Source organism: Pseudomonas sp. PMCC200344 (assembly GCF_030053095.1).
GTDB lineage: Bacteria > Pseudomonadota > Gammaproteobacteria > Pseudomonadales > Pseudomonadaceae > Aquipseudomonas > Aquipseudomonas svalbardensis.
Genome location: NZ_CP125618.1, coordinates 4,185,583 through 4,211,755, shown reverse-complemented (window position 1 = coordinate 4,211,755; position 26,173 = coordinate 4,185,583). Strand labels below are relative to the sequence as shown.

26 protein-coding genes and 3 pseudogenes are annotated in these 26,173 nt (G+C 53.8%); 12 read left to right on the top strand and 17 right to left on the bottom strand.

Annotated elements, in window-relative coordinates:
• The first annotated feature begins 54 nt into the window (after positions 1-54).
• Positions 55-291 carry a hypothetical protein gene (locus QFW87_RS19270; RefSeq protein WP_283188576.1) on the top strand — a complete coding sequence of 79 codons (237 nt, stop codon included), beginning with the start codon at positions 55-57 and terminating at the stop codon, positions 289-291.
• Between the two features lie 104 nt (positions 292-395).
• On the opposite strand, the pseudogene QFW87_RS19265 reads toward QFW87_RS19270, so the two are convergent.
• From QFW87_RS19265 to QFW87_RS19230, 8 genes and pseudogenes are all read right to left on the bottom strand, one after another.
• Positions 396-859, bottom strand: a pseudogene (locus QFW87_RS19265) (hemerythrin domain-containing protein).
• 765 nt (positions 860-1,624) lie between these two features.
• Positions 1,625-1,765, bottom strand: a complete 141-nt coding sequence (locus QFW87_RS19260; RefSeq protein WP_283188575.1) for a DUF2256 domain-containing protein — start codon at positions 1,763-1,765, stop codon at positions 1,625-1,627.
• Positions 1,762-3,300: a cryptochrome/photolyase family protein gene (locus tag QFW87_RS19255; RefSeq protein WP_283188574.1), complete on the bottom strand. Its 1,539-nt coding sequence runs from the start codon at positions 3,298-3,300 to the stop codon at positions 1,762-1,764. The genes QFW87_RS19260 and QFW87_RS19255 overlap by 4 nt, the downstream gene beginning before the upstream one ends.
• A gap of 24 nt (positions 3,301-3,324) precedes the next feature.
• Positions 3,325-3,630, bottom strand: a complete 306-nt coding sequence (locus QFW87_RS19250) for a DUF6482 family protein (RefSeq protein ID WP_283188573.1) — start codon at positions 3,628-3,630, stop codon at positions 3,325-3,327.
• Between the two features lie 14 nt (positions 3,631-3,644).
• Positions 3,645-4,355 (bottom strand): SDR family NAD(P)-dependent oxidoreductase, encoded by a 711-nt coding sequence (locus QFW87_RS19245; RefSeq protein WP_283188572.1) that lies wholly within the window; start codon positions 4,353-4,355, stop codon positions 3,645-3,647.
• Positions 4,356-4,390: 35 nt separating this feature from the next.
• Positions 4,391-4,951: a GTP cyclohydrolase I FolE gene (gene folE / locus QFW87_RS19240; protein ID WP_283188571.1), complete on the bottom strand. Its 561-nt coding sequence runs from the start codon at positions 4,949-4,951 to the stop codon at positions 4,391-4,393.
• A gap of 145 nt (positions 4,952-5,096) precedes the next feature.
• On the bottom strand, positions 5,097-5,561 hold the full coding sequence (locus QFW87_RS19235; RefSeq protein WP_283188570.1) for a DUF393 domain-containing protein: 465 nt from the start codon (positions 5,559-5,561) through the stop codon (positions 5,097-5,099).
• A gap of 67 nt (positions 5,562-5,628) precedes the next feature.
• Positions 5,629-7,269, bottom strand: a complete 1,641-nt coding sequence (locus QFW87_RS19230) for a methyl-accepting chemotaxis protein (protein ID WP_283188569.1) — start codon at positions 7,267-7,269, stop codon at positions 5,629-5,631.
• Between the two features lie 218 nt (positions 7,270-7,487).
• Here QFW87_RS19230 and QFW87_RS19225 point away from each other — a divergent pair.
• Positions 7,488-7,629 (top strand): annotated as a pseudogene (locus QFW87_RS19225) (IS3 family transposase); the annotation flags it as partial.
• Between the two features lie 251 nt (positions 7,630-7,880).
• Here QFW87_RS19225 and QFW87_RS19220 read toward each other — a convergent pair.
• From QFW87_RS19220 to QFW87_RS19190, 7 genes and pseudogenes are all read right to left on the bottom strand, one after another.
• Positions 7,881-8,036: pseudogene (locus QFW87_RS19220) on the bottom strand (PAS domain-containing protein); the annotation flags it as partial.
• Between the two features lie 154 nt (positions 8,037-8,190).
• Positions 8,191-8,463 carry a heavy-metal-associated domain-containing protein gene (locus QFW87_RS19215; protein ID WP_283188568.1) on the bottom strand — a complete coding sequence of 91 codons (273 nt, stop codon included), beginning with the start codon at positions 8,461-8,463 and terminating at the stop codon, positions 8,191-8,193.
• Between the two features lie 114 nt (positions 8,464-8,577).
• Positions 8,578-10,935, bottom strand: coding sequence for a heavy metal translocating P-type ATPase (locus QFW87_RS19210; protein WP_283188567.1), 2,358 nt, complete (start codon positions 10,933-10,935; stop codon positions 8,578-8,580).
• A gap of 3 nt (positions 10,936-10,938) precedes the next feature.
• A complete protein-coding gene (locus QFW87_RS19205) occupies positions 10,939-11,190 on the bottom strand; it encodes a DUF2933 domain-containing protein (protein ID WP_172791742.1) in 252 nt (83 codons plus the stop codon).
• A gap of 125 nt (positions 11,191-11,315) precedes the next feature.
• A complete protein-coding gene (locus QFW87_RS19200) occupies positions 11,316-11,717 on the bottom strand; it encodes a hypothetical protein (RefSeq protein WP_172791741.1) in 402 nt (133 codons plus the stop codon).
• Positions 11,718-11,816: 99 nt separating this feature from the next.
• A complete protein-coding gene (locus QFW87_RS19195; RefSeq protein WP_283188566.1) occupies positions 11,817-12,212 on the bottom strand; it encodes a hypothetical protein in 396 nt (131 codons plus the stop codon).
• Positions 12,213-12,723: 511 nt separating this feature from the next.
• Complete coding sequence (locus QFW87_RS19190) at positions 12,724-14,178, bottom strand: TrkH family potassium uptake protein (RefSeq protein ID WP_283188565.1); 1,455 nt, start codon at positions 14,176-14,178, stop codon at positions 12,724-12,726.
• A gap of 941 nt (positions 14,179-15,119) precedes the next feature.
• On the opposite strand from QFW87_RS19190, the gene QFW87_RS19185 reads away from it, so the two are divergent.
• The 5 genes from QFW87_RS19185 to copD all read left to right on the top strand — a co-directional run bounded on the left by QFW87_RS19185 (position 15,120) and on the right by copD (position 19,763).
• Positions 15,120-15,353 carry a co-regulatory protein PtrA N-terminal domain-containing protein gene (locus QFW87_RS19185; RefSeq protein WP_283188564.1) on the top strand — a complete coding sequence of 78 codons (234 nt, stop codon included), beginning with the start codon at positions 15,120-15,122 and terminating at the stop codon, positions 15,351-15,353.
• A 150-nt stretch (positions 15,354-15,503) separates the two neighbouring features.
• Complete coding sequence (locus tag QFW87_RS19180; protein WP_283188563.1) at positions 15,504-17,369, top strand: copper resistance system multicopper oxidase; 1,866 nt, start codon at positions 15,504-15,506, stop codon at positions 17,367-17,369.
• 127 nt (positions 17,370-17,496) lie between these two features.
• Positions 17,497-18,369, top strand: coding sequence for a copper resistance protein B (locus QFW87_RS19175; protein ID WP_283190936.1), 873 nt, complete (start codon positions 17,497-17,499; stop codon positions 18,367-18,369).
• Between the two features lie 69 nt (positions 18,370-18,438).
• Complete coding sequence (gene copC, locus QFW87_RS19170; RefSeq protein ID WP_033039136.1) at positions 18,439-18,825, top strand: copper homeostasis periplasmic binding protein CopC; 387 nt, start codon at positions 18,439-18,441, stop codon at positions 18,823-18,825.
• Between the two features lie 2 nt (positions 18,826-18,827).
• Positions 18,828-19,763, top strand: coding sequence for a copper homeostasis membrane protein CopD (gene copD, locus QFW87_RS19165; RefSeq protein ID WP_172791736.1), 936 nt, complete (start codon positions 18,828-18,830; stop codon positions 19,761-19,763).
• 51 nt (positions 19,764-19,814) lie between these two features.
• Here the strand turns inward: copD and QFW87_RS19160 are convergent, their stop codons facing one another.
• Complete coding sequence (locus QFW87_RS19160) at positions 19,815-20,261, bottom strand: DUF411 domain-containing protein (RefSeq protein ID WP_283188562.1); 447 nt, start codon at positions 20,259-20,261, stop codon at positions 19,815-19,817.
• A 284-nt stretch (positions 20,262-20,545) separates the two neighbouring features.
• Here QFW87_RS19160 and QFW87_RS19155 point away from each other — a divergent pair, with 284 nt between their 5' ends.
• The 5 genes from QFW87_RS19155 (at position 20,546) to QFW87_RS19135 (ending at position 24,694) form a co-directional block, all read left to right on the top strand.
• The gene (locus QFW87_RS19155) at positions 20,546-21,229 is read left to right on the top strand and encodes a heavy metal response regulator transcription factor (RefSeq protein ID WP_283188561.1); all 684 of its coding nucleotides are present in this window, start codon (positions 20,546-20,548) and stop codon (positions 21,227-21,229) included.
• A complete protein-coding gene (locus QFW87_RS19150; RefSeq protein WP_283188560.1) occupies positions 21,226-22,614 on the top strand; it encodes a heavy metal sensor histidine kinase in 1,389 nt (462 codons plus the stop codon). Before QFW87_RS19155 ends, QFW87_RS19150 begins: the two co-directional genes overlap by 4 nt.
• A gap of 191 nt (positions 22,615-22,805) precedes the next feature.
• Positions 22,806-23,105 carry a metal-sensing transcriptional repressor gene (locus QFW87_RS19145; RefSeq protein WP_283188559.1) on the top strand — a complete coding sequence of 100 codons (300 nt, stop codon included), beginning with the start codon at positions 22,806-22,808 and terminating at the stop codon, positions 23,103-23,105.
• A gap of 7 nt (positions 23,106-23,112) precedes the next feature.
• Positions 23,113-24,249, top strand: a complete 1,137-nt coding sequence (locus tag QFW87_RS19140; protein ID WP_283188558.1) for a nickel/cobalt efflux protein RcnA — start codon at positions 23,113-23,115, stop codon at positions 24,247-24,249.
• 103 nt (positions 24,250-24,352) lie between these two features.
• The gene (locus QFW87_RS19135) at positions 24,353-24,694 is read left to right on the top strand and encodes a DUF3703 domain-containing protein (protein WP_283188557.1); all 342 of its coding nucleotides are present in this window, start codon (positions 24,353-24,355) and stop codon (positions 24,692-24,694) included.
• Here the strand turns inward: QFW87_RS19135 and QFW87_RS19130 are convergent.
• The gene (locus QFW87_RS19130) at positions 24,691-26,160 is read right to left on the bottom strand and encodes a HAMP domain-containing sensor histidine kinase (protein ID WP_283188556.1); all 1,470 of its coding nucleotides are present in this window, start codon (positions 26,158-26,160) and stop codon (positions 24,691-24,693) included. The two genes, QFW87_RS19135 and QFW87_RS19130, sit on opposite strands and share 4 nt — an antisense overlap.
• Between the last annotated feature and the right edge of the window lie 13 nt (positions 26,161-26,173).

Genomic DNA, 26,173 nt, shown 5'->3' with positions numbered 1-26,173 from the left:
TAGTACCACGATGCTATCGTTTAACGGCTTCCAACCGAAATGGAGTTCTATGAAATGGCTAGTCGTCTTCAAGAAACCGATCGCTTCGAAGCAATAGGTAAGTCTGGACGGCAATACACTATTGTTGAATCAACGAGCCAGTCGTCACGAGACTCCATGATTGGCGATGAGTCAAAGTGGGTTAACGGATCATCATATTTGCGCGCGATAGATTTTGGGCCGGTCAGTCAAATCAGCGATTCCGAGTTTATAATTTTTCTCACCGGAGAAAAAGTGAAGAGGCTTAAATGAGCGCATTGCAATATTCCGATTACCAAATCAAGTAAAGCAAACCGAGCTTGTTAGATCGCGGACTAAGTAGTAGCTAGAATTTTAAGGTCTACGGTAAGACCCAATTAATGCCACTGACGCTTTATTTCCTGCCACTGCTCGTCTGACAGCCACTTATCTGCCAGCGGAAAGAAAATATTTTCCTCCGAGTCCATATGATCGAAATATTTTTTGATAAAGTCATCGATAGTGTCAGCAATTACTCTCGTTTCCTGAGTTGTGTCCTCCAACATCTTCAGCTGTCCAGCAATGCGCCCAAATGCTTGATGATCTCGCTCGAATCCTTGACCCGTTGGTGGATCGGTGCCTCAGTCCCTAGCAAAGCCAGCCGAATAAGTTCTTCATTTTCATGGTGGTGTCGTTCTGCATCACCATGCATGGCATCCAGCATCTTGAACAACAGCTTGCAGTCATCAGCACCATCGGATTCGGATTCATGCCTCATCTTCCTCAGCAACTCTTTGATCTGAGTGATTTTTATAGCCACCTCATGATGATATGCCTGAAGTTCTTTCAACAAGACGTTCATATCAAAACCTCTTAACGACACCAAAACATCACAGCGAAATATTTCTTAACCCGCGACCTCCAAGGCAAACAAATTTTTAACCCTCTATATTTATCAATACCTTGTTAACCGAACTCACCAGCATGATTTAACATTATCAGTATAGGCGAGCGCAGAGCTCTCACCCCTGAAAATTTGCCGCCCTTTGAAAAAATTAAATATGAAATGAATAATGATATTTGCCATTTTGATCTTTCGGAGTCACCAGCGAATACGGAGGGAGAGAGCAGTGCCGCCCACAAGGTAGATCCCGTGCCTTTTTTACGAAGCTTCCAATCGACTCATGTCCGGTCGTGCTTCTCATCGGAAACTGACTGCGCTCGCGTGCGATGATAGCTTATAGCCGCTAATAGTAAGGAGGTGCTTGGAGAGGGCGTCAAGATGATTTCGAGATTTGTTGTCCCTGCAATTCCAACGGAAATGGGATCCATGCGAAACGGAACGCGTTTCTACCGCGAGACCACGACCAGATCTTTTAATTTCTATGACAATGTGGAGAAGCTGCTACTGAAGACCACCTACCAGACTCGAGTTGATGCTGATCTTGAGTGCGAGCGGCAGAATCTGTAGCGACTAAAGTCGTTTTTTAAAGTGGCAAGCTATGCCTTCTCAATAGGCATTTACCAATGCCTTATGACTATCCAGCGCTAAGCGTTGCGATAAAGGCGTAGATCCTCGGGTGCTTTGAGTCCCAGCACGAGACGTACTCTTATCTGCTTCACATTCTCACCATTCAATGCTCCTGCGCCGTTGGCAACGCTCCGAGCAGTAGCGCACCTCAGCCCAGCAGTGCGCCCATTTCTTGCGCCAGGCGAAAGGCAATCCGCATAGTTCACACGCCTTTACGGGCAGTTCATTCTTTTTCAAAACAACTCCCCCGCATCGAGTTTGGCGAGCAGTTTCTGGCCCCGTTCCCATAGCGCCTGACGTTTGGGTTCAGTCATCCGATCGAGGTTCTTATAGACCATGCCCATGCGCTGATTGCTGCGCAATAGGTCGCCGTGACGCATCAGGAAATGCCAGTAAAGCGAATTGAAAGGGCAGGCGTCGTCGGTCGTGCTTTCACTGACTTTGTACGCGCAGTTACGGCAGTAATCCGACATGCGCTTTATATATTGGCCACTGGCGCAGTAAGGCTTTGAGCCTAGGTAGCCGCCATCGGCATGCATCACCATGCCCAGTGTGTTGGGCAGTTCGACCCAGTCGAACGCGTCCATGTAGATCGCCAGGTACCAGTCGCAAATCTGGCTCGGCGCGATGCCGGCCAGCAGCGCAAAGTTGCCGGTCACCATCAGCCGCTGGATGTGGTGGGCATAGGCATGTTTCAAACTTTGGCCGATCGCCTGGCCCATGCAGTTCATCTTGGTGTCGCCTGTCCAATAGAACTCTGGAAGCAGCCTGCTGTTACCAAACAGATTGCCGCCGGCGTAGTCGGGCATTTTCAGCCAGTAGACGCCCCGTACATATTCACGCCAGCCGATGAGTTGACGGATAAAGCCTTCGGCGGCGTTTAATGGAATGTTGTGCGCCCAATACGCTGCCTCGACGTCGCTGCACAATTGACGCAGATCCAACAGGCCAATATTCAGCGCGGCGCTGATCCGCGCATGGAACAGGAAGGGTTCATCACTGGCCATCGCATCTTGGTAGTCGCCGAAGGCTGCCAGACCCCAGTCGAGGAAGTAGTCCCACAACGCTTGGGCATCGGCGTGGGTTACCGGGTAGTCAAAGGTGTCGAGTGCGCCGTAGTGGCTGGAGAAGTTTTTTTCGACCAGCGACAGCACGTCCTGGGTTATCGCATCTGCCGAAAAGCGCATGGGCGAGGGGGCTCTCATGCCTTTGGGAAGTGCCTTTCGGTTTTCGGCATCAAAGTTCCAAGCGCCGCCGACTGGACTGCCGTCGCCGTTGAGCAACAGGCCACTCTTGCGTCGCATCTCACGGTAGAAGAACTCCATGCGCAGCTGCTTTTTGCCTTCGGCCCAGGACGCAAACTCGAGTCGGGTGCAGAGAAAACGGGTATCGGTATGCCACTCGATCGCCAAGCCACAATCTTTCAGCGACTGCTCCAGGCGCCAGTCACCGCATTCTGTCAGGTGCAGCTCATCCGGTTGCAGCAGTGATTGCCAGCGCCGTAACTCTTCCGGTACCGATCCGCTATTTTGCGGATCATCGAGCGTGACGTATTGCACGCGGATGCCACGCTGCTGCAACGCCTCAGCAAAATGACGCATCGCACTGAAGATCAGTGCGATTTTTTGCGGGTGATAGGGCACATGACTGGCTTCCTCCATCACTTCGACCAGTAAAACCGTATCGCGCTCGCTGTCCAGCCCCTTCAATGAGGCCAGGTCAAAAGACAACTGGTCGCCCAAGACCAGGCGTAGTCGGTGAGTTTTATTCATTCGACAGAGTCCACGGAAGGTGACTCACCAAGGCGCAGTCAGCGAGAAAGGAACGCGCAACGACCCAATGGGCTCTTCACGTGAACCGCACATCTCGTCATGGACGCACTGCTGCACAAGCACGCAGGGGAATGGCGGGACAAACTGCAACAACTCACGCAGGTGATTGATGGAGCGAAGGCGCATAGGCTTTGCTTCGTCGTCCAGCAGTGTGAACTGGCCTTGATCCAGCCCGACTCGCGCCAGATAAAAACCGCCTTCCAGAGACAGCAGTTCCAACTCTCGTACTTCGCCATTCGCGGCCCGTTCGGTCAACGCTTGCAGATTCAAGGTTCACTCCCTGCCTACCACGGTAGGCGTTCTCCGTTATAAGCAAAGAAATTGCCGCTGTCGGCAGGCGCCAAGCGGTCAATCAGTGATAACAATTCGCGGGCAGCGAGGCTTGCAGGCCTGGCGGCAGAAGCGCCTTTAAAGGGCTGGGACAGGCCCGAAATTACCGTACCTGGATGAAGACTCAGCAAGCGGGTCTGAGGGCGTGTTCGTGCTAGTTCGATCGCAGCCGTTTTAATCAACATGTTCAACGCTGCCTTGGAGGCGCGATAGGCATACCAGCCGCCCAGACGGTTATCGCCAATACTGCCGACCTTGGCGGAGAGCACCGCCATTGCGCCGCGAGGGTCAAGCAAGGGTAGAAAGTGACGCAAAACCAGCGCAGGCCCGAGCGCGTTGACTTGGAATATCGCCTGAAGCGCATCCGCTTCAATAGAGCTGTAACTTTTTTCAGGCTTGATGTCTTCGCGATGAAGCAGACCGGCAGCATGCAAAATCAACTGATACGGGGCTTCTTCGGCTAATTCGGCGGCTGCGCTGGCGATACTGTCGGGCTTTTCCAGATCCAATCCTGGAGCACTATTGCGCCCCAGCTCACGAACAACCGAGCATCTTGGATCTTCGTTGAGCAACTCACAAAACGCCGCGCCGAGCGCTCCACTGGCGCCTATCACCAAGGCACGGTAACCGTAGCCGAGTGAGTTCATCTCAAAGGAACTTTTCATTTCGCCTCTCCCACACCTTGTTCGGATTTTGGGCCTTAACTGCGTCGCCCAATCAGTTGCAGGAACTCGTGACGCGTAGCGGACGAATCGCGAAAGGCGCCCAGCATCACCGATGTGGTCATCACCGAGTTTTGCTTTTCCACGCCCCGCATCATCATGCACATGTGCTTTGCCTCAATAACCACAGCCACACCGGCGGCATCGGTCATGTGCTGAAGGGCGTCGGCAATTTGTTTGGTGAGGTTTTCCTGAATCTGTAAGCGGTGGGCAAACATATCGACCACTCGTGCGACCTTGGACAGGCCCAGCACCCTCCCTGTGGGGATGTACGCGACATGAGCCTTGCCGATGAAGGGCAGCAGGTGATGCTCACACAATGAATACAGTTCGATATCGCGCACGATGACCATTTCGTCGTTTAGCGATTCGAACAGTGCGCCGTTGATGACTTCCTCCAGACTCATCGTGTAGCCGTTGCACAGGTACTGCATCGCTTTGGCTGCGCGCTTGGGGGTGTCCAGCAGTCCTTCGCGCTCAGGGTTCTCGCCTACGCATACGAGAATTTGGCGGTAGTGCTCGGCTAATGATGGGGTCATTTTGATTCCTCGCAGCCATGCTGCGCTTAATGTGGCGGCAATCCTTGGCAGTAGGGGAGTGCCTGCTGCGCACCAGATAACAAGGAATTCGCCAGATCATCTGTGGCTCAGGTTCTTCGTCGGCTCAATGGCAAAGCGAAGTTTTCTAGGTTTGCTTTGTTTTCAAAGTGGGCCGCTTGTCTGGTGCGGGTTTTGACTCCGGCACCGCGCAACGGTCATCGACACAGCGACGGCGGCCATCAGGGTGAGGAAGCCACGCCAAATGGGGGCGTAAGCGGCAGAAGAGGCGATAACCTAAAGCAAGCAGCGGTCGGATGGCACGCCATGTCAATGGCGCAGCCCAAAACCCCAAGCCGGCGGCTCGCCAACTCCACAAGGTGGCGTCCAGACCGGTTACCCAGCGGCCATCGGCGAAACGGGCGTGCAGCGAGGACTGCATTTGCTCGAACGTGAACCCGAGTGCCTTGGCGTCGAACGCACCGCTGCTGATGTCAATAAATAGCAGTCGACTCTCTGCGGCGTGTCGATTCAGGATCTTGATTTCGCGCGCACACAGCGGACATTGACCGTCAAAGTACAGCGTCAGTGGCCAATCCTTTTTATTGTACATTTCTAACCACCTTGTATAGGTTTTGCACAAGATATGCTGAAAGAAAAGGACTGACAATGGGCCCGCCCTAAGCCACGCTGAAAAATGCGACCTTCTGGGTAAGACGATCAGCAAGCTGCGCTAATTCCTGGCTGGCCGTTGCAACTTCACGAGAGCCAGTTGCCGACTGCACCGTTGAGCTATGGATGCGCGTGATATTTTGCGCAACGTCTTCGGCCACGACGCTTTGCTGGATAGATGCGCTGGCGATTTGGGCATTCATGTGGTTTATGGCGCCGACTTGCTGGCTAATTTTAGCTAGCGCCGTCTGGGCGTTGCGGGTTTGCGCAACGGTGTGGCTTACCAGTTCGCAACTATTACGCATGGTATGTGCAGCCGTTTCAGTACCGCTCTGCAGTGTGCCTATCATTTCTCGAATTTCCCGCGTCGACTCCTGAGTGCGATTAGCTAGAGAGCGCACTTCATCGGCCACAACTGCAAACCCTCGGCCATGCTCACCTGCTCGGGCCGCTTCGATGGCTGCGTTCAGCGCCAACAGGTTAGTTTGCGAAGCAATTGAATTGATTACCTCGATCACTATTTCAATTTCTTCGCTACGCTTGGACACCTGCTCTACCGTATTGGTGGTTTCAACCAGTGTGTTCGCTAATTGTTCGATAGCGAGAGTAGTGTCCGCAACGACGCGATTGCCGCTTACAACTTCAGCATCGGCTAGACGCGTTGCGTCCGCTGCTTGAGATGCATAACCTGAAACTTCATTGACCGTTGCCGCCATTTGCGTAATTGCAGTTGCCACCTGCTCGGCTTCGCGCGTCTGCAGGCTGATTTGATTGTTATTGGTGGACGATGTGGTCAATAGTTGCCTAGATGAATTGTTGACCTCTTGGGCCGCAATGCGTACGTCACTAATGGTATCAGCCAAACGGCTTAGGGCAGTTTTCAGGACGCCCATCACGCTGTTCGGATAATCGGTAACAATGATTTGTTGCAAGTCACCTGCCGCCAACCGCTGGATAGCCTGTGCAACCTGAGTCGGCTCAGCACCCAGCGTTGACTTGACGAAGCGAATAATTGAGATCGCCAGGATGATGCTTAGCAGCAGCGCTATCCCGGTGGCCATGAGCATCAGTCCTCGAAACTCACTAGCGGTGGCTTGTACCGCACTGAGTTGGCTTTTGATCGAGGCTTCTTCGTAGTCAATCAGTGCATTCACGCGTTTCAACCACTCACTGTATTCACCGGAGGTTTGGCGCAGCAGCAAAGCCTGTGCACCTGAAATATCTCCGGTGCGACGCAAAGCAATTACCGACTTAGTGGAAGCTAGCGTTTGCTTTTCTATGTCTTTAATCGCCAGCAACAGCTGTTGCTCCTGCGATGTTACCCCTACAGTTGCGAATAGCTGATCCATTGGTATGGCTGAATCGGAGTAGGCCTGTTCTAGATTGATAACTTCATTGAGGTGGACGGCTAAGTCTTGATCACTATCCACCAACACTGCGTCCCGAATAGCGATGGCTCGGTTGTGTACGCTTCCGCGAAAGTTAATAGCATAGCGTTGGATCTTGGCCGCATTTTCGCTTACGTGTTCTAGGGTGGAGTCGATAAAGCCCACACGTTGGATGCCCACGGCGGTGATTAGTATGAGCAGCGACACAATTACGGCGAAACCAAGGCCTATGCGCGAGGCTAGTGAGATTGAGTTTTTCATGGGCTGAGCTCTTAGATAGACCCTGTAAGGGCAGGACTTGGTGGTTCCATTTTGCTATCCATGTCAAGGGCTGCTTGTGTGCCTCTACCGCCCATTTGAAAGTGACGACAGCCTGGCGAGTGACGAGCGCGAGCAACTGGTGATAGCTGGCTGATAGCAGAGTGACATACATTACATAAAAGCTATACACGAATTTTATTTTGTATAGGTTTTTTCGCTTCTCGGAAAGTCGAAGCGCTGCTGGCAGTCGCAGTCTGGTTTCGGTGTTGCACCAAGATGGCGAGCGGATCGGCTAGTAAAAAGCTACGTTGCCCGATGAGGGAACTGGGATTGGTCAGCGAGAACCCGGGCTCGTATGCATAAAAGCGACGGTCAACCTTTTTTACGATGCATCCAATCGACTCATGTCCGGTCGTGCTTCTCATCGGAAACTGACTGCGGTCGCTTGCGATAGTGGCTCATAGCCGCTAATAGTGAAGAGGTGCTTGGAGAGGCGTGAAGATGATTTTGAGATTTGTTGTTGTCCCTGCAATTCCAACGGAAACGGGATCATGAATGAGCCCCATGAAAGACAGGACACCGTTTCCCCCTTACGATAAGGGATAGGCAAACTGGTACAGGATGTCATCGTCAATACTGTAGCCCGTTAGGCGCTGGAATACGGGGTTGGCGTAGATCAGTATATTCTCGACGCCTTCCTGCTCTGCTACCACGATTCCATCGTTGGATGCTTCAACCACCAGTTGCAGCAATTCTGCATTGATCATTTTCAGAGACCCAGTGAATGTCACATCATTCTGGGATAACTTTGGGCTTCTGAACGCTTTCGAGAAAATCACGACCTGTTTTTTTCATGATTTTTCCCTTTTGGACTGGGCGAAAGCCCGTACCTGCGAGTTCTCCAGTTTAAAAAAATAACGCTTACCGGCAGCAGCAACCGCCGCCGTTCCCGCCACAGCCCGAGGTTTTCTTACTCGCTACGCTTTCCACTGTCGCCAGCTGTGCTGGATAGCCCGTGTTCTCCAGGGCCGCAAGCAGCGCTTGGCTGTCCGAATCGCCGCTGACCTTCACCCCTCCGGCTTGTAAATCCACTGCTACGTCACTCACGCCTTCAACTGGGCGCAGCGCTTCGGTGACATGTTTGACACATGAACCACAGCTCATGCCTTGGACTTGCAGTTCAACAGTTTTCATTGGTGACTCCTCACAACAAAGTTGATCATGGAAAGACTGACGCATGAGGCTTTTCTGCAGCGTTGGCTTATCCTCAACCTTGCTGCCATGGCAAGGTCAAGCGGTCGTTTTCACTCAATCAGTGGAAGCCTGGCGCAGACGCAAGGCGTTGAATACCACCGACGCCGAGCTCACGCTCATGGCCAGTGCGGCAATGAGCGGTGACAGAAGGTGACCGGTAAGTGGATAGAACAAGCCGGCAGCCAGTGGGATGCCCATGGCGTTGTAAAGGAAGGCGAAGGTCAGGTTCTGGTGCATATTTCTCACCGTTGCGACTGACAGGCTGCGAGCACGCAGGATACCGAGCAGATCCCCCTTGACCAGGGTGACCTGAGCGCTGTTCATCGCCACGTCAGTGCCAGTGCCCATGGCGATACCTACATCAGCGCGAGCCAGTGCGGGGGCATCATTAATGCCGTCGCCGGCCATCGCCACCCGGTGTCCGGCTTGTTGCAGAGATGCCACCAGACGTTCTTTATCTTGCGGTTTGACCTCGCCGTGAACCTCCTCGATGCCCAACTGGCGAGCTACCGAGCGAGCAGTCGTAAGGCCGTCGCCAGTGGCCATGATGACCTTGACGCCATCCGCCTGCAGACGCTCGACGGCCAGCTTCGTGGTGGGTTTGATGGGGTCGGCAACAGCCAGCAAACCCGCCAGGGCGCCATCGACTGCCAGGTACATGATGCTCGTACCGTCGCCGCGTAGCTTCTCGGCATGTACTTGCAAGCTCTCGGTGGAAACGCCCGCCTCCTGCATCAACGCGGTATTGCCTAGCATCAGGCGGCGACCCTCCACCTGACCGCTAACTCCGATACCTGAGGCTGACTCGAAGGTTTCAGGTGTCACCAGTTTTAGCCCTGCGGCACGAGCCTGCTCGACGATGGCGTGGGCCAATGGATGCTCACTGCCCTGATCGAGACTTGCGGCCAGGCGCAACACTTCATCCTGAGTAAATCCGGGTACGGCCTCGACGCTATGGAACGCTGGTCGTCCTTCAGTGAGGGTGCCAGTTTTGTCGACTATCAAGATGTCTATCTTGCGCAGGTTTTCGATAGCGGCGGCATCGCGAAACAATACGCCGCTGCCAGCAGCCTTGCCGGTGGCAACCATGACTGACATCGGTGTCGCTAGGCCAAGGGCACAGGGACAGGCGATGATCATGACCGCAACAGCGTTGATCAGTCCGAACACCCAACTTGGCTCGGGCCCCCACAGCCCCCAGCCGAGTAGAGTCAGTGCGGCGATAGCAATCACCACAATCACGAAGTAACTGGCAATCACATCTGCCAGCCGTTGCATCGGCGCTTTTGAGCGTTGTGCCTGCACAACCATCTGCACAATCTGTGCGAGCAGGGTCGCCGACCCTATCTTCTGCGCCTGCATCACCAGACTGCCGTGGATGTTGAGAGTGGCGCCAATCAGCGCGTCGCCGGCCCTCTTCATGATCGGTATCGGTTCGCCGGTGAGCATCGACTCATCAACAGCGCTTTCGCCTTGCAACACCTGACCGTCGACAGGCACTTTTTCGCCCGGTCGCACACGTAACGTGTCGCCGCTGTGTACGTGTGTCAGAGGGATGTCTTCTTCGGTGCCATCGGCATTGATCCGTCGGGCAGTTTTGGGTGCCAGTCCAAGCAGCGACTTGATGGCAGCCGAGGTTTGCGAGCGAGCCTTGAGTTCAAGCATCTGGCCGAGAAGGGTCAGTGAGATGATCACAGCCGCCGCTTCGAAGTACACACCGATGCGACCCTCCATCATGAAGTTGCTGGGGAATACATCGGGGGTCAGGGTGGCCACGACGCTGTAAAGGAAGGCCGCCGCCGTGCCGAGGCCGATTAGCGTCCACATGTTCGGACTTCGCTGAATCACCGAACGCACACCGCGCACATAAAACGGCCAGCCAGCCCACAGCACGACGGGTGTAGCCAATCCCAGCTCGACCCAATTTTGCGTGGTGCCATGGAACAGCACCAGGGCATGGCCACCCATAGCCAGCACGGTGACGATCACTGTCAGTGGCAATGTCCACCAGAAGCGCCGGGTGAAGTCCTTGAGTTCTAAGTTCTCTTCTTCCTCCAATTCGGGAATCACCGGCTCTAAGGTCATGCCGCACTTAGGGCAGACGCCGGGGCCGATCTGGCGAATCTCCGGATGCATGGGACATGTGTATTCAGCGGCACCCGTTAACGGTTCTACTGTTGTCTGAGGGATTTGTTCGATTTTCAGTTGAGATATTCGATAACGCTCGGGCGCTGCCCTGAAGGTCGTTTGGCATTTCTGGCTGCAGAACCGGTAGTTTTGCCCCTCATATTCCGTGCTGAACTGGCTGTCGTTACTGACGGTCATGCCACATACCGGGTCATGGGAGCCGGTGGGTTGGGGTTCAAAGTTCTGTATTGGGCCGTGCGCTTGACGAACCTCAGGGGTGTGCATGAGCTAACTCCTGTTCGCATCCTTGGTTGAGACTGAGGTTTCGCCGTGATGACTGTGACCACCGTGGTGGTGCCCGAAAAAATGCATCAGCGGGCACAACAGCAAAATCATATAAGGCAGTAAACCCAGCATATGGCCGTAGTGTTCTCTTGCCAGATAGAACAGCACGATCACCAGCAGCATACCCAGCGCTATGCCGGGTTTACTCCTCCAAAATGTTGGAGAGGTGTTAGCGGAATGTGGCGAATTCATCATGGTTCTGTACTCCTAAGGGAGTGCTGTTTAGTGATACGTCGTAAAGGTGCAACGGGCGGCAGTTTTACCGTTGGCATATTGGCTAAAGTAAAACCGTCGCTGCATTGCCTACAGGCTTGTGCGCGTCACTTGCTCATCGGCATGTTCATCATGCTCGTTTGCTGATCCATCATTTTCATCATCATGTTCATCATTCCCATCTCCATGCCGTCTTTGTTGCCGTCCATGCCCATGCCCTTGCCATGACAGTTCTTATGCATCATGGCCATGCTGTCCTTCATCGTCTTCATGTTCTCCTGCATGGCGGCGTGTCGCTCGGCAGGGGTCTTGGCGGCGGCTGCCTTGTCGTGTGCAGCCTGCATTTTTTGCATTTGCTCGGTCATGACATTGTTTTGCATCGGCGTAGCTGCTTCGCTTGTCTTGGTGGGCGCGGTCTGCCCCTCCGGGTGATGCTCATCGACTGCCGAGGCGATAAGTGGGCTGCTCACGAGCAGGGTGGCGAGGATAAATTTCAATGTGGCATGCATGGCAATCTCCAAAGGGTCAGGACAACTCAGGTAATACCAAGCCGCGCCAGGCTGGCGCAGTCAGACAGTGCGCCGAAGATCGGCGCGCAGAAGGTCGGATTAATCGTTGAAACGGACGAAAATCAGGCGGGCAGGCGGTCTGGCCGGTACAGGGCGCCGTAATGCAAGAAAGGCAAAAGCGGAGGGATTGGCGGGATACAAAATCAGCAACGCTGGGATAAGGAGCAGAAACGTCCAACTGAACAGGTCAAATATATGAAGATGGAGCGAAGGACTTACAGCTATTGACGCATCGGCGCAGTGCTGAAGGCAACCGAGGGCATGGGCGTCGTGGCTATCGTGATCTTGCGCGGTGATCAGCGAGACATGAGTTGTAGCCGGATTGTGGCTGGGCTGTGCCAGACATCCCTGGGTCGCTGCCAGACCAAACGCTAACACCCACAGCACGATGGCGAGGCGTATGAACGTTGGTTGACAGTGGCGAAACCAGAACATGGAGAATCTCCGGTACTGATTAGCGGATTTTGATTTTTCAACATACGCCACATTGAAGTGCCACGGTTGATCTACATCAATTTATGCAGTCGGCTGTCGGTTCTGTGGTGCGGTCAAATTTTATGACGCCCGTCGACTTTTCGTAAGCGAACGGCAAACGCCTACCGAACTTCGAAATTAAGGGCGATGGTGTCCGCCTATTTTTAAGCGGACGCGATAACCCTTAAATGCGCCTACGAAGCTCTTATCCCAAGTCGTTCAAAGCCCAGGTTGTCTAGGAATGCCTGCAACCCGGCGCACCCATCTCCAGCGGTGCCATCAGTCACGGTATTAATGCCAACGTGATCCGTAAGTGGCTACCGCTTTACCGAGAGCGCGTTTAACGCGGGAGGCCGGGCGAAAACGCCCTCAATACACGACGCACCAGTCGCCTTTGAGCAAATAGCGCTGCGCGCCGAGGAAATTTCAACTTGCCGCCGCCGCATGGCAAGTTACTCGGAGAATCCTAGGGTCAATATCTCCAAAACACCGGGGTCAAAAGAACAAGTACGGTAAGGATTTCCAAGCGCCCCAATAGCATCCCAATGGTCAAAAGCCATTTCGCAGCATCTGGTAGTGACGAGAAATTACCTGCTGGCCCGATGATCGTTCCCAGTCCTGGCCCGACGTTACACACAGAAGTTGCTGCTCCGCTCAAAGCCGTCGTCCAATCAAGGCCGATGAGAGCAAGCCCTAAGGCGATTGCTGCAATAGTGACGGTGAAGAAAAAGCAAAAGGTCAAAAGCGAACGCACGATCTCCTCGTCTATAGGATGACCGTTGTACTTTTTTTGAATCACCGCACGAGGATGAATAAGCTGCTTTAGACTGCTCATGAGCAAGGCTCCTGCAACCTGAAAACGAAAAATCTTAAGCCCGCCAGCAGTGGAGCCTGAACACCCGCCGACAAAGGTCAGGTAGAAAAAAAACAGGACTGCAAAACTGCCCCACAGAGTGTAATCGCCTAGAGCAACTCCTGTAGTTGTCACTACCGAGGTCACATTGACTGCAACGATCCGAAAGGAATCCCACCAGCTGTAGTCGCTGTTAAAACAAAGCCATGTCCCAACGACCAGCCAGGTAATGACGAGAAAACTGATAAAGCCACGTACTTGTTGATCCTTCAAAAGCGCCTTCCTATGTCCACGCAAGGTTGCGACATAAAGGGTAAATGGCAGGCTTCCCAAAATCATGACCACGACCGCTACCCAATGGATAGCAGGTTGGGGCCAATGAGCCAGAGATGCGTCCGAGGTGGAGTACCCCCCGGTCGAAATCAGCGACATTGAATGGTTGATGGCCTCAAACGGCGTCATACCCGCTAGCCAAAGAGCCCAGGCTGATATCCCTGTCAGTCCAAGGTAAAGCCAGAGAATGTACGTGGCTGCGACATGGGAGCGTGGTGTTACTTTTTCCGACCAGTCTGAGGATTCGGTCTGGAAAAGGCGCATGCCACCGACTCGCAACAGCGGGAGGATTGCCACGGCCATACCGATGAAGCCGATACCACCTAGCCAATGGAGCATTGAGCGCCAGATCAACAACCCCGGAGAAGCGGTATCCAAACCCGTGATGACAGTCGATCCAGTGGTTGTGATACCAGACATCGTTTCGAAGAAAGCGTCGGTGTAACTGATGTGATGGATGAACACCATAGGTAGAGCCGCGAAGGCGCAAACTACAACCCAGCTGGCCGTTGTCAGAAGGTACATGTCTCTGGGGCGAAGCTGGGACGTTTCTGGGCGCCCCCGCACCATAAGCATCAATCCACAGATGAATGTTATTAAGCTCGCCCATAGAAAGGCAGAGATTTCATCGCTTCGTTCATAGACCACGAGCGTAATTATGGGAATTGCCATGCTTACGGCTAGCGTGATCAGGAAAATACCTAAGATGAAACCGATAAGCCGAATTGCCGCCAAGGACATGAAAAAAGCCTGTGATGAGGTCGCGCTATACAATTGGACAAGCCGCATGTTCTCTAGAGTTTACGAAAAAATCCACAATTTTACTGGCTAATATCGACATCGCGAATTTACTCCAGCCAACTGCATGGGTATGGAATGAATGCAGGTTGCAACGCCATGCTTTCCTGCGCTCGCACCCGAATTCATTTATGGACGAGGTTTGCGCTGAAGCTATGGCTGAGGGCGATGCTGGCAATCGAAGCGCCAGACTGGGCACACTCTTGAATCACCTAGGCCTCGAAGGATTTGGAGTAGGAGCGGCGTTGTGGCTGCATGAAATACCCGCTTAGACGGCTAGAACTGATGCCCACATAATTAAGTGCACACCATATCCAAGCGTTGCAGGGTTGGTAGATGACTTGGCCGGACGAATACGACTTTTCAAATGTTGACCCCTCTTTGTCGTTCTTCACTAGCAGCTTGTGGTGCACTGCCCTTTCATTGTCTGGTGATTAACCCTCATCAAGACGTTTGGGGAACGGCCCTCCAGCAAAGGATTTTTCGTCTGAGATATTGGTGGCAGCGCTCGAGACGGTCGCACTAGGTTGCAGGCTTTCCTGCACGACTTGGCCCTTAAACGGTTTGGGGTAAGAGCCTCGTTGGCGCACGACAATCCTGGCGGTAAGGGTGATCGCGTCAGCTTAAAACAACGCGGAAACAGGCTGGAGTTCGGAAGGTGTCCCTGCCGGCGCATTAATTTTGGCCGTCGTGCAGATCGAGTAGTGAGTCCGCGTTACCAACAACAGGTGAAGCTGTGCCCACCTGTTTCTCCGTGAGGCTGCTGTCAAAAGTGTAATCACCAGCTAAGCGTGCTGACAGGTGCGTCCCCTCATCATCCTCATCGAGCTGACGCTCAAACTCTCTGGTTTCATCGAGAGTCAATTCCTTGAAGGAGATGCACTATGAAAGCAACCAATGTTGTGATTCTTACACTCAGTTTGGCTATATCGTCCCTGGCCTTTGCCGAAGCTGGCGGCGACCGTGCGGTTGAGCGCATGGAACGAGCTCGCGAGACGGCAATGGCCACCACCAAACCCGTCCCACAAGCGCAAGCGCAAGTGCAAGTGCAAGTGCAAGTGCAAGAGGATATTGCACAGGAAAAGCCCACGGCTGAAGAGCAGAAGCATCAATGCTGAGACGCCCAGCTTACGGAAATGTAATCACCCCGTTTGCTGGCTTATGGCATCTTCCAATGTATCAAGCGCACTAGCTATCCAAAGCGTGAACCCTCGGGAACACGCCAACGTGCGTGCACCTGACATCCGACTGACGGGACATGAATCGGTATGCATTCCAAAACTTCTCGGCGCACCTTTGTGAAAGGTCTCACCGCAGGCGGGATTCTCGGTGGCTTAGGCCTCTGGCATACCCCTATTTGGGCGGCCCGTAGCTTGGGCGAGACTAATGTCCTGTCAGGTACAGAGTTCGACCTCTTTATTGGAGAGACACCGGTAAATATCACTGGGAATGCCCGGACTGCCATGACAATCAATGATGGGATTCCGGGGCCTCAGCTGCGCTGGCGTGAGGGCGATACCGTGACCTTGCGGGTCAAGAACCGCCTCAAGGATATGACATCAATCCACTGGCACGGGATTATCCTCCCCGCGAATATGGACGGTGTGCCGGGCCTTAGCTTCCATGGGATCGAGCCTAACGGCACGTATGTCTATCAATTCAAGGTCAAGCAAAACGGAACGTACTGGTATCACAGTCACTCCGGCTTCCAAGAACAAGTAGGTGTGTACGGCCCACTGGTAATCGACGCGAAAGAGCCCGAGCCATTTGAGTATGACCGTGAATACGTGGTGATGCTTACCGACTGGACGGATGAAGATCCGGCTTCGCTGATGAAAACACTGAAGAAGCAGTCTGATTACTACAACACCCACAAGCGCACAGTCAGTGATTTCATCCATGACGTAGCTGACAAAGGTTGGTCAGCCACCGTCGCTGACCGCAAGATGTGGGCCGAAATGAAGATGAATCCCACTGACATTGCAGACGTCAGTGGCGCGACATACACCTACTTGATGAACGGCCACGCGCCGAACTCCAACTGGACGGGCACCTTCAAACCTGGTGAAAAGCTTAGGTTGAGGTTCATCAATGGTTCAGCCATGAGCTACTTTGATGTCCGTATTCCGGGTTTGAAGATGACTGTGGTGGCTGCCGATGGCCAGTATGTTAAGCCCGTAAGCGTGGACGAGTTCAGGATCGCCACTGCCGAGACTTTCGATGTGATCGTCGAACCAACTCAGGACGCCTACACACTGTTTGCGCAGTCGATGGATCGGTCGGGGTACGCAAGAGGCACCTTGGCCGTCCGGTCTGGCTTGGCCGCTCCAGTACCTGAGCTAGACCCACGTCCTCTCGTCACCATGGCCGACATGGGTATGGCCGGTATGGATCATGGCGCGATGGCTGGTATGGGCGATATGGCTGGAATGGATCACAGCAAGATGGCCGGTATGGGGGACAGCTCAATGGAGGGCATGTCAGGCATGGACGGCGGTGCGATGGAAGGTATGAACCATGGCGCTACGCAAGACATGTCCGGCATGGACAGCATGGCTGGGATGGATCACAGCAAAATGTCTATGGGCGGCATGAGTGGTATGGGAGAAATGCAGTCGCACCCAGCCACAGAATCCAACAATCCTCTCGTCGACATGCAGGCAATGTCGACGTCGCCAAAGCTTGATGATCCTGGTATGGGCCTTCGCGAGAATGGTCGAAAGGTGCTGACGTATTCCGATCTAAAGAGCACGTTTGAGGATCCAGATGGCCGTGAGCCAAGTCGAACTATCGAACTGCACTTGACCGGGCATATGGAGAAATTTTCCTGGTCTTTCAACGGCGTGAAGTTTTCGGACGCCGAGCCTTTAAAACTGAAATACGGCGAGCGAGTCCGGATCGTTCTCGTCAACGACACCATGATGACTCATCCCATCCACTTGCATGGCATGTGGAGCGACCTTGAAGACGAGAATGGCCAATTCCTTGTCCGCAAACACACCATTGATATGCCGCCTGGATCAAAGCGCAGCTACCGAGTAACAGCCGATGCGCTGGGACGCTGGGCCTATCATTGCCATCTCCTATACCACATGGAAATGGGGATGTTCCGCGAAGTGCGTGTAGAGGAATAAGGAGTCGACTATGAGCAAATTTCTTTGCGGGACTCGCATGCACTCAGCTGTGTTTACGGTCGCTCTGACCGCTGGTTTTGTCTTGCCGGCAGCCGCTGAACCAGGCCAGGGCACCGAAGACGGGCAGATGCAGACTATGGATCACAGCCAGATGAACGGCATGGATCACGGCAAAATGCAGGGCATGGATCATAGCCAGATGCAGGGCATGGATCACAGCCAGATGCAGGGTATGGATCACAGCAAAATGGAGGGTATGCAGCCCGCCAAGCCCCAACCACAGACCCAAAGTCGGACTCCGATACCGCCCTTAACTGATGCTGACAGAGCTGCAGTCTATAAGTCCCCTGGTGGTCACCAAGTTCATGACACAGCCCTCAACTCTTTTTTTATATTTGAGAAATTGGAATGGCAGGATGCTGATGATGGAAGCGCACTGAACTGGGAAGCCCAAGGTTGGATAGGGGGAGATGTTGATCGTCTATGGTTGCGTTCCGAAGGCGAGCGCACCAATGGGAAGACTGAAGAAGCTGAGGTTCAAGCTTTATGGGGACACTCCTTCAGCCCTTGGTGGGATCTAGTCGGCGGGGTTCGTCAAGACTTCAAACCAGGCGACCCTCAAACGTGGGCGGCTTTCGGTATCCAGGGCTTGGCGCTCTACAATTTCGAGGCCCAGGCTACTGCTTACCTGGGTGAAGGTGGCCAGACCGCAGCGCGGCTGGAAGGGGACTACGACATTCTCCTAACCAATAAGCTGATTTTGCAACCAACGGCAGAATTCAATTTCTATGGCAAAAACGATCCCAAACGTGGAGTCGGTTCAGGGTTGTCTGAGAGTGAAGTCGGTTTGCGGCTCCGATACGAAATCCGTCCTGAGTTCGCACCTTATGTAGGCGTGACTTGGAATCGGGCTTATGGAAAGACCGCTGACTATGCCAGCGAGGAAGGCGAAGACAATAATGAAGCACGTCTGGTGCTCGGCGTCCGGGTGTGGTTCTAAACCACAGTTAGCGGCACCAAATAATTATATAACCTCATTACAACAGCTACGCGCTGTGAGGAGCCTTGCATGTCTGTATTTAAATCCTGTGTTGTGGCCGTCGCTCTTTCATCCAGCCTTCTGCTCAGTGCAGTTGCCCAGGCTCACCCGAAGCTAGTCTCTTCAACTCCAGCTGAAGGCGCGAACGGCCCAGCCCCAGCAAAGATTGAGCTGCACTTTTCTGAAAACCTGGTTACCCAGTTTTCCGGAGCCAAGTTGATCATGACCGAAATGCCTGGCATGTCGTCGCACTCTCCTATGGGTGTGAAAGCCAGCGTGGCCGGCAGTAACGACCCTAAAACCATGGTCTTGACCCCGGCCTCTCCTCTCACAGCTGGCACCTACAAAGTGGAATGGCGAGCGGTTTCCTCCGATACCCATCCGATTACCGGCAGCGTCACTTTCAAAGTGAAATAACCATGAGCGACCCTTTGAATGTGGTACTGCGCCTCGCCCTTTACCTGGATCTGATGCTCCTGTTCGGTCTCGCTGTCTTTGGGCTGTACAGCCTTCGGGGAAAAGAGCGGGTATCGGGAACTGTGCTACATTTTGGGTCGCTACTGCCTGGCACCGCCGCTATAGGTATGCTTTTGTCCCTAGCAGCTTTCGCAGTTATGACAAAAAATATGAGCGGCGCATCCGACTGGGCGGAACTGCGAACTCACCTGGAAATGATGCTGTACGAGACAGAGATCGGCTACAGCTGGGTGACGCGCATGATCTCGCTAGCAGTGGTGATTTTTGTTGGAAGCCAGAGCAAGCGATGGCCAACGGGCAGTCTCTGGGTTGCTACCTTGGCTGGGAGCATTGCATTAGCGACACTCCCATGGACAGGTCACGGGGCGATGGATGAAGGCGCCCTGCGATTCTGGCACTTTGCCGCTGATATTCTGCACCTACTTGCCGCTGGCGGCTGGATCGGAGCTCTCGCGGCGTTTGGTCTGATGTTGAGTATTAGGGGGGCTAATTCGGAGCAACTGGTACGAGTGCTATCGCGAGCGCTCAAGGGATTCGAAACAGCGGGCGCATTCATTGTTGGTACGATCATAGTTACTGGCGTCGCTAATTATCTCTTCATTGTCGGGCCGACAGTAATCGAAGTCGTAACCAGCACCTATGGCGCTCTCCTACTCGTGAAGATCATACTTTTCGTGGGCATGATCGGGCTAGCTACCCTCAATCGTTTCTACCTGAGCCCTTCACTAGAGCGGTCTGTGGTGGCCGGTGATTTTTCTCTAGCAGCAACTGCTTTGAGAAAAAGTGTGGTGATCGAATCGACCTGTGCTGTCGTCATCGTTTGCTTGGTGGCTTGGCTAGGAACATTGAGCCCCTCAATCGAGATGGCTCAAGGGTGATTCAGGAGCTAGATCCGAGCGGCCCCAAGTGCGCTCAGATCTGAGCAACGACTATCGGTTGATGGGGTAGTCAGCGACCACTTCTTTCGCACCTGCCTTGGTGAGCCCCAGGACTTGGTAAGGTTGATGATTCTGGCCGTAGTCCATGCCAGGAGAACCTGCGGGCATGCCTGGCACTGCAATTCCTGCGAGGTCTGAACGACCATTCAGCTTCTTGATTTCATCGGCTGGGACATGACCCTCCACGAATTTGCCGTCGATTACAGCCGTATGGCATGAAGCGAGTCCCTGTGGCACGCCCAGGTTCTGCTTGATAGCGCTCATATCACTTTCCACGTGGTCGACTACCTTGAATCCATTCAATTCAAGGTGCTTGACCCACTCCTTGCAGCACCCGCAGTTCGCGTCACGATGTACGTCAATTGTGAGTGGCTCAGCGGCCTGCACAACCCCACAAATCATCAATCCCACAGCAAGCGATAGCTTTCGTTTGAACATTCTATGCACCTCGTCACGTGTCATTGCGCGGTTGCTCTGCATGCCCTTGGCCGTGCGCCACGAGTAGCGCTTCCGCACCGTCAGAAAAGTAGGTTAAGCGCAAAAAGTCAGGTTGCCGATTACATTTTTGTAAGCCGCATCTTCGCTGCCGCCGCTCAATTGCCCCCGAGCCTGTCGTGACTGCGTGCTTTCTGTTTGCTGTTGGGGCAATTACATTTGCGTAAGCTTCCGCACAGCCGTCAGATTGGTAGCACACTAGAACACCGCAAAACCGGAGCCCAAGCATGAAACTCTTGGTTGCAGAAGACGAACCCAAAATCGGAATGTACCTACAGCAAGGCCTCTTGGAAGCTGGCTTCAGTGTCGACCGGGTTGTGACAGGAACAGAGGCGTTGCACCAGGCGCTGAGCGAGACCTACGATCTCTTAATTCTGGACGTAATGATGCCGGGCATTGATGGCTGGGAAGTCATCCGAAATGTCCGCGCAGGCGGAAGTTTAGTCCCTGTGCTGTTTCTGACGGCCAGGGACGGAGTTGATGACCGGGTCAAAGGCTTGGAGTTAGGTGCGGACGATTATCTAGTCAAACCCTTCGCATTTTCCGAGTTGCTTGCTCGCGTCAGAAGCTTGCTTCGCCGTGGTGCCGCCGTACCCAACCAGACATCTATTAAAATCGGGGATCTGGAGGTCGATCTTCTGAAGCGTCGGGCTTCGCGCTCAGGTCGACGCATTGACCTTACCGCCAAGGAATTTTCGCTGCTAGAGCTGCTGATGCGCCGTCGGGGAGAAGTCTTGCCGAAATCACTGATCGCATCGCAGGTTTGGGACATGAACTTCGATAGTGATACCAACGTGATCGAAGTCGCCATTCGTCGCCTCCGGGCCAAAATCGATGATGATTTCGACACCAAGCTGATTCAGACCACGAGGGGAATGGGGTATATGCTAGATGCTCCGGATACAGAATGAAGCGCGCATCTCTTACCCTCCGTTTAAGCATGATGTTTGTCTGTGCCGTTGTGGCCGTGTTGGTAGTAGCAGGCTTTACTTTTGACGGATTCAGCCAACATCACTTTAAGGCCCTCGACCGTCAAGCGATGACGGAAAAGCTTGAATCCATTCGGCAAATAATGGATGGCGAAGCTGGCTCCGCAGCCCCCTCAGAAGTTGTGTTGCAACTACAAGCTCTCCTTGGTGCTCACCAGGAACTCTCAGCGTCAATTATCACGATGGAAGGGAAGACGTTCTTCGCGACTTCAAATGCAGTGGGACATCCTTCTTCTTCCTCTGGTGACCCAGGGAAAGATATGTGGGAGTGGACAGCTGGAAGCCATATGTACCGAGGCATGAAAGCCCAAGTTCATTTAGCCAATGAAGCTGAGCCACTGACCGCGTGGCTGAGTCTTGACATCACAAACCATATGTATTTCGTTGAAACTCTGCGCTGGTGGTTGGTGATCGGGCTGGCGATTAGCGCCTTGGTCAGCGCAGGTTTAGGGTGGCTGGTGGCGCGCAGCGGGCTGAAGCCGGTCGCACAAGTGACGCAAGTCGCGGCCTCAATGTCAGCCGGATCGCTGAAAGAGCGGATTCCCATGGACTCTGTGCCTCGCGAGCTAGAGCTCCTCGTCACTTCGTTCAACGCTATGTTGGCTCGCCTTGAAGAATCTTTTGCTCGGTTGTCTAACTTTTCAGCCGATATTGCGCATGAGCTACGTACTCCTATCAGCAATCTGCGCACACATACCGAAGTCATCCTCACAAAGAAACGTGCACCAGAGGATTATGAAGAGAATCTCTATTCCAACCTGGAAGATCTGAACCGACTCTCCAGCATTATTGATGGCATGCTTTTCTTAGCAAAGTCAGACAACGGTCTGGTTCTACCTGCCAAAGAGAAAATCGAATTGCGTTCGGTCGTCGAGAAATTGTTCGAGTATTACCAGCTTCTGGCAGACGACACAGGGGTAAAGCTACAGGTGGTCGGGCACGGCGCGGTGAATGGTGACGGGACAATGCTGGATAGGATGATCTCGAATTTGCTGTCCAATGCGCTCAGGTATACCCCGCCTGACTCTATAATCTCCGTGAAAATTGAGCCGCTTGGCAGGATGGTTACCTTGTCAGTAGAAAACCCCGGCGAGGGGATAGCGGCAGAGCATCTGCCCCGGCTGTTCGACCGTTTTTACCGAGTCGATCCCGCACGGAGAGAGAGCGCTACGAACCATGCGGGGTTAGGGCTGGCAATCGTCAAATCACTGGTTGACGCCCATGACGCCACCGTTGGATGTGTCTCCAGAGAAGGTTATACGACCTTTATGATCAGCCTACCCGCGTGGCCTGCTGACCACGAGTGAAAGCAAAGAGATCGCCCGGCCCAGTCCACAAACATGGCGAGAACAAGCGCGAGTACCACCGTCATTGTGAGTGTTCTGCTGAACATGGCGTTCGGGTTTCAACTCGTCTTATAGGGTTTTGATACGTTTGACCCATCCCCCTAGGGGGGATAGGATGCCGGCGTAATTCATTGAGGCCCGAGGCTCAAGCCATGAGTGAGCAAAAACACGAACATAGCCATCCCCACACCCACCAAAGTCACGACGCGATCATCAAGCGTCTCAAGCGGGCGGATGGCCATTTACGCGGCATCATCACCATGATCGAAGAAGGTCGTGAGTGCGTGGATATTGCTCAGCAGCTGCATGCCGTTGAAAAAGCGGTGTGCCAAGCAAAGCGCACGCTCATTCAGGATCACATCGATCACTGCCTTGAGGACACCGTTTCGGCGTTGGGTAATGGCGAGCGCGCACCGCTGGAAGCGTTCAAACAAATCACCAAGTACCTCTAGGTCTGAAATGCCCAATTTCGCTGAACTGCTGCAACAGGGCGGGGCTCACGCCTGGCTGTATTTTCCGAGCGCTATTTTGCTCGGTTCCTTGCATGGCCTAGAACCGGGCCATTCAAAAACCATGATGGCGGCCTTTATCGTGGCCATCCGTGGCTCGGTCAAACAGGCTGTTTTGTTGGGACTAGCCGCGACGCTGTCGCACACCGCTGTGGTCTGGTTAGTCGCCATCGGTGGCATGTACTTGGGCAAAGGCCTGGACGCGCAAACCACTGAGCCGTACTTCCAGCTCGCGTCATCCGCACTGATCATCGTGATCGCGCTCTGGATGCTGTGGCGTACTTGGCGTGGTGAGCAGATGTTCAAGTTCGAGCAAGGTGATGATCACCACCACGGTGAGCATAACCATGGCCATCATGATGAAACCCACCGAATCGATACCGGCCATGGCCGTGTCGAATTGTCGATCTTTGAGGAAGGCATGCCACCGCACTGGCGTCTGAAGACACTGACCGGACACGCGTGGCCCGCCTCAGATGTCCGCCTAAGGACTACCCGTCCAGACGGCAGCACTCAATCGTTCTCTTTCGTCGAGCGCGAAGGCGTCTTGGAATCGACAGTAGATATCCCGGAACCTCATGAGTTCAGTGCTCGCCTGAGTCTTGGGCATGCGGGCCACTCCCATGATTATGATCTGGACTACCAGGAGCATGCTCACGGGCATGCACATTCCGAACTGGATGGTCTGGAGCTGTCGATTGACGGCTATCAGGATGCGCACGAACGTGCGCATGCCAACGATATCCGTAAACGCTTCACCAACCGCGAGGTCACCACGGGCCAGATCGTCATGTTCGGTTTGACTGGCGGCTTGATTCCTTGTCCGGCTGCTATCACTGTCCTGCTGCTCTGTCTTCAGGTCAAAGAAGTCGCCTTAGGTGGTGTTCTCGTCCTGTGCTTCAGCATTGGTTTGGCGCTCACGTTGGTATCTGTCGGTGCGGCGGCAGCCATCGGTGCCAAGCAGGCTTCCAACCGCTGGCCATGGCTGGGCACCGTTGCTCGACGTGCGCCCTACCTATCCAGCGTGCTGATTATCGCTGTTGGCCTCTACGTTGGCTTCCATGGCTGGATAGGCCTAAACGTATAGTGGACAAAGCGCGACAGTTGGCTGTCTCTGCCGATGTGGGAGTCAGCTTGCTGGTGGTGCTTAACGGGCTTCGATTGCTGAAGAAGTAGCGTTGGAGGTCGACATGAAAGAGGTTTTGCGTAACGCCATAACCGAGGCGTTCCATGAGGCTGGGCTTGCTATGAGGGCCCATGACTTTCAGGCTGCTTACAGCTGGATTGAGCGTGCGCACATCCTTACCCAGCGTATGCCGCTGGCTCACGGGAAATCTCATTGGCTTATGTTGAACCTTGGTTTACTTACCAAGGATTGGCGGGAGGTTGCAGGTCAGCTTCCTCGGATCATTGCCGCATTGTTGTTTTCCAGGATCTGGGTGCCTGTCGGCAACAGGGGAAGAGCGCGCGTCAGTGCTTTTTCCGCCATGCCGCTTTCTGCCGATCTAGAGGAACTGTTGCGCGAAGACTAGCGCACCCCACTGGCTCTTCTTTCCACAACCCTGAAACTCAGGTGCACGGATGTTCCCTGGTCTTCGTGGTGGGTCAAACTGGCTTCTCCACCAAAATTTTCCATGATCTGCTTCACCATGATCAGCCCTATACCGAGCTTGCCTTGCTTGGTGGTGTAGAAGGTCTTGAAAGCCATCATTTCCTGTTGTCGTGACGTTCCATCCCCAGTGTCACCAATGATGAGATGCAGCCACTGATGGGTGTCATCCACGTTCGCCTGGATGGTTAGCTTCCCGCCTCCCGGCATCGCCTCTATTGCATTGGCAATGACGCTATTGAGAATTTGAGAAAGCAAAAGTGGATTGCTGATGATCCGGGGTGTCGGCTCATTGTTGAACTCGACCTGGATTCTTGATTGAGCCAGTTGCGCGCTGTAGCCGGCCAACGTGGCCTGTACCACATTCATCGGCTCCACCAGTTCCGCCTCTCCACGAATCGGTCGCAAGCACAGCAACAGTTCATGCACCCACTGCGACATCCGATCCACTTGGCTGACAATATCGTCGATGTTCTTCTTGGCGGGTTGGCCCTCCGTTTCGCTCGCTAGTTCTGCGCTGGAGCGGATACAGGCTAAGGGGTTGCGCAGACTGTGGGCGACTGCTGTGGACATCTCGACCAAGCCCACGTAAGTCTTATTGGCGACGAGTTGCGCCTCCTGTGAGGCCAACTGAATCGATGCCCGTCGAACGATCCAATACAGCCCAAAATAAAGCAGCAGACCGCCCAGCGCGGTGGACAGCCAGATGATCCAGTGTCCCCGGTTGAGTCGTTCAATCAGATCGGCTGGTTCTTTGTAAATCTCAACCACAGCCAGTGTATTCCCCAGATCGTCGACCAACGGGATGTAGCTCTCGATAAAGAACATTTTGGGAGCGAGCAAAAATTGCTGTTCGGGGCGGCGTTCACCAGCATTACTGTACTTGGTGGAAACCCTGTCTTTCGAGCTGAATGCCGCTTCAAGTGCCTCGTCGTTGAGAATTTTCTGTCCAATCAGTTGCGGATTGGTTGACCACATCACCGTCCGAAGTGGCGAGTAGATGCTAATTAGGAGTGAATCCGGGAGGTGTGAAAGGTGGTCGAGGAACTCGGAGCGGGCACGGTGGCGATTCAGCGCCATTTCTTCCGACAGCATTCCATATGGGGTGGCTGCCAAAACGTCACCCATCCGCATCCCAGACAACCCGTGGTGACGGATTTCACCCACAGCGATGGTCTGAATAAATTGCGCTGACAGCAGCGCGTCGCGCTCCAGGCTTTCGATGACCAGGAAGCGAGTCGATACTGAACCCAGCCCAAAAGCTATCGCGCTGATCAGGATGAAGCTGATGATCGAAAACCAGCGCAGGAGATTCGGTTGTCTGGTCGAAGCAACTGAGTCATCTGCTACCCGATGTAGGCGCCTAATCAATACTGATATTGCAGGCATGATAGCGTCCTAT

Coding starts and splice junctions, on each gene's coding strand:
- QFW87_RS19175 (WP_283190936.1), top strand. CDS start 17,497: ATGCAGACTATGGATCACAGCCAGATGAACGGCATGGATCACGGCAAA.
- copD (WP_172791736.1), top strand. CDS start 18,828: ATGAGCGACCCTTTGAATGTGGTACTGCGCCTCGCCCTTTACCTGGAT.
- QFW87_RS19155 (WP_283188561.1), top strand. CDS start 20,546: ATGAAACTCTTGGTTGCAGAAGACGAACCCAAAATCGGAATGTACCTA.
- QFW87_RS19255 (WP_283188574.1), bottom strand. CDS start 3,300: ATGAATAAAACTCACCGACTACGCCTGGTCTTGGGCGACCAGTTGTCT.
- QFW87_RS19180 (WP_283188563.1), top strand. CDS start 15,504: ATGCATTCCAAAACTTCTCGGCGCACCTTTGTGAAAGGTCTCACCGCA.
- QFW87_RS19245 (WP_283188572.1), bottom strand. CDS start 4,355: ATGAAAAGTTCCTTTGAGATGAACTCACTCGGCTACGGTTACCGTGCC.
- QFW87_RS19270 (WP_283188576.1), top strand. CDS start 55: ATGGCTAGTCGTCTTCAAGAAACCGATCGCTTCGAAGCAATAGGTAAG.
- QFW87_RS19215 (WP_283188568.1), bottom strand. CDS start 8,463: ATGAAAACTGTTGAACTGCAAGTCCAAGGCATGAGCTGTGGTTCATGT.
- QFW87_RS19135 (WP_283188557.1), top strand. CDS start 24,353: ATGAAAGAGGTTTTGCGTAACGCCATAACCGAGGCGTTCCATGAGGCT.
- QFW87_RS19130 (WP_283188556.1), bottom strand. CDS start 26,160: ATGCCTGCAATATCAGTATTGATTAGGCGCCTACATCGGGTAGCAGAT.
- QFW87_RS19205 (WP_172791742.1), bottom strand. CDS start 11,190: ATGATGAATTCGCCACATTCCGCTAACACCTCTCCAACATTTTGGAGG.
- copC (WP_033039136.1), top strand. CDS start 18,439: ATGTCTGTATTTAAATCCTGTGTTGTGGCCGTCGCTCTTTCATCCAGC.
- QFW87_RS19140 (WP_283188558.1), top strand. CDS start 23,113: ATGCCCAATTTCGCTGAACTGCTGCAACAGGGCGGGGCTCACGCCTGG.
- QFW87_RS19195 (WP_283188566.1), bottom strand. CDS start 12,212: ATGTTCTGGTTTCGCCACTGTCAACCAACGTTCATACGCCTCGCCATC.
- QFW87_RS19190 (WP_283188565.1), bottom strand. CDS start 14,178: ATGTCCTTGGCGGCAATTCGGCTTATCGGTTTCATCTTAGGTATTTTC.
- QFW87_RS19235 (WP_283188570.1), bottom strand. CDS start 5,561: ATGTACAATAAAAAGGATTGGCCACTGACGCTGTACTTTGACGGTCAA.
- QFW87_RS19160 (WP_283188562.1), bottom strand. CDS start 20,261: ATGTTCAAACGAAAGCTATCGCTTGCTGTGGGATTGATGATTTGTGGG.
- QFW87_RS19210 (WP_283188567.1), bottom strand. CDS start 10,935: ATGCACACCCCTGAGGTTCGTCAAGCGCACGGCCCAATACAGAACTTT.
- QFW87_RS19145 (WP_283188559.1), top strand. CDS start 22,806: ATGAGTGAGCAAAAACACGAACATAGCCATCCCCACACCCACCAAAGT.
- QFW87_RS19150 (WP_283188560.1), top strand. CDS start 21,226: ATGAAGCGCGCATCTCTTACCCTCCGTTTAAGCATGATGTTTGTCTGT.
- QFW87_RS19200 (WP_172791741.1), bottom strand. CDS start 11,717: ATGCATGCCACATTGAAATTTATCCTCGCCACCCTGCTCGTGAGCAGC.
- folE (WP_283188571.1), bottom strand. CDS start 4,951: ATGACCCCATCATTAGCCGAGCACTACCGCCAAATTCTCGTATGCGTA.
- QFW87_RS19185 (WP_283188564.1), top strand. CDS start 15,120: ATGAAAGCAACCAATGTTGTGATTCTTACACTCAGTTTGGCTATATCG.
- QFW87_RS19230 (WP_283188569.1), bottom strand. CDS start 7,269: ATGAAAAACTCAATCTCACTAGCCTCGCGCATAGGCCTTGGTTTCGCC.